Consider the following 2,182-nt stretch of genomic DNA (forward strand, 5'->3'; position numbering starts at 1 on the left):
ACATGGCCGGCGCCCTCGAAGCCGCCCGCGCGCGCGAGGTCGAGGCCGTCCGCGTCCACGCCGAGGCCCAACGCCTGCGCGAGCTCGACGCGTTCCGAAGCCGCTTTTTCGCCGACGTCGCCCACGAGTTCAGGACGCCGCTCACCCTGACCCTGGGTCCCCTCCAGGACGTCCTGAGCGACGAGCACGGGCGCGTCGAGGACGCGGTCCGCGCGCCGCTCGTCCTGGCCCAGCAGAACGGGCAGCGCGTGCTCACGCTCGTCGACCAGATCCTGAGCGTCGCACGAGCGGAGGCCGGGCAGCTTCAGCTCCAGACCCGCCCGGTCGATCTGTCCGCGTTCGTCTCGCACGTTGCCGAGCGCTACCGGGACGCTGCGCGCCAGCGCGGGCTCGACCTCGAGGTCGCGGTACCGCCGGACCCCGTCGAGGTCGTGGCCGACCCGGCACGGCTCGAGACGGTCCTGACCAACCTGCTCACCAACGCGTTCAAGTTCACGCCGTCCGGCGGGTCCGTCCGCGTCGTCCTCGAGGCTGAGAGCCTAGCCCGCATCACGGTCCAAGACACGGGCCGAGGGATCGCGCCGGACGCGCTGCCCCACGTGTTCGACCGGTTCTACACGACGCCGGCAGAGGACAGCTTCGGAGGCACGGGGACCGGAATCGGCCTGTCGCTGGCTCGCGAGCTGGTCGCGCTCCACGGCGGCACCCTCGAGGTCGAGAGCGTCCAGGGACAGGGGAGCCGGTTTACGGTCACGTTGCCGCTCGGGTCCGGCGCGGCCGGGGACGGGTGGGCGCCCGGCGCCATACCGGCACCCGCCCTCGGAGGCGGGGACACTAGCGACGCGCCCGACCTCGAGGACGACGTGACGACGGTGCTCGTCGTTGAGGACCACCCCGAGCTCCGGGCCTACGTGCGGCGCCACCTCGAGCCGTCGTACCGCGTCCTCGAGACCGACGACGGGCAAAAGGGCTTGGAGATGGCGCGAGAGCGATTGCCGGACTTGGTCGTCAGCGACGTCATGATGCCGGGCCTGGATGGGCTCTCGCTGTGCCACGCGCTAAAGTCCGACCCCGAGACCGACTTTATCCCGGTCATCTTGCTCACCGCCCGCGCCGAGCGCGACGACCGGCTCGAGGGCTTGGCCATGCAGGCCGACGACTACCTCACCAAGCCGTTCGACCCGGCCGAGCTGCGCGCCCGTGTCGGCAACCTGATCGCGAGCCGGCAGCGACTGCGAGAGCGGTTCGCCAGCGCGCCGGCTCCAGAAACGGACGCGTCGGGCGTGCTGTCCGCTGACGACGCGTTCCGGGCGCGCGTCGCGGCCGAGATCGCGGAGCACCTGAGCGACGAGGACTTCTCGGTCGAGCGGCTGGCGGAGGCCGTCGGCGTGAGCCGGTCGACGCTGCACCGACAGCTAAAGGAGATCGACGGCGTGACGCCGAGCGCAGCGATCCAAGCCGCCCGCCTGGAGCGCGCCGCCGACCTGCTCGCGGCCGACGCCGGGACGGTCAGCGAAGTCGCCTACGGCGTCGGGTTCAGGAGCGCGTCGCACTTTTCGAACACCTTCGCCAAGGCGTACGGGTCCCGGCCGTCGGTCTACGCTCGCGCCCACTCGGGCACGGCGTAGCGGCGGTCCGCCCTCGAGGACGAGAACGCTGGTGCGGACCGTCGGCGTGCGACCTCGAGGACGCGGGATCCCCCGGCCGCGACCTCGAGGGCGACGCTTGGAAACCAGGGAACTGGCGCCCGATGAGACGTGGACGCATGACTTTGAGACGTACACGCACGCGCCGAAACGAGGAATCGGGGAGGTTGAGGTCGCTTCTGCCCTTGGTGCCGACTGGCACTCCTCTTCCACGACCTCGTACCCATGCGCATCTCTCTCACGCTCGCCCTCGCCCTGTTTGCCTTCTCCGCCTCCGCCCAGGAGATGGGCGCCGCCGAGATGCGCGAGGGCGTCACCTACCACCAAGTTCAGTACTTCAAGTTCCACCCCGGCAAGTCCGCCGAAGGAATCGCGATCATGCGCGACCACCTGCTGCCCGCCTCGCTCGCGTCGGGCACGAACGTCGCCTTTTACGAGACGTTGGTGGGCGACTGGGACGCCGTCAGCTACTTCGAGATGGGCGACGACCTGGAGGAGATGACGTGGGAGACGAGCCCGACCGAGATGCGCTTCCG

The 2,182-nt window shown here is 70.4% G+C and carries 2 protein-coding genes; both read left to right on the top strand.

The features are described from left to right. The coding region (locus WBA11_RS11785; protein ID WP_424520878.1) for a hybrid sensor histidine kinase/response regulator transcription factor at window positions 1-1,628 on the top strand (1,628 nt) is incomplete at its 5' end. 243 nt (window positions 1,629-1,871) lie between these two features. Further along, on the top strand, window positions 1,872-2,182 hold a 311-nt coding region (locus tag WBA11_RS11790; protein ID WP_424520879.1), incomplete at its 3' end, for a hypothetical protein.

The organism is Rubrivirga sp., assembly GCF_049648075.1.
GTDB lineage: Bacteria > Bacteroidota > Rhodothermia > Rhodothermales > Rubricoccaceae > Rubrivirga.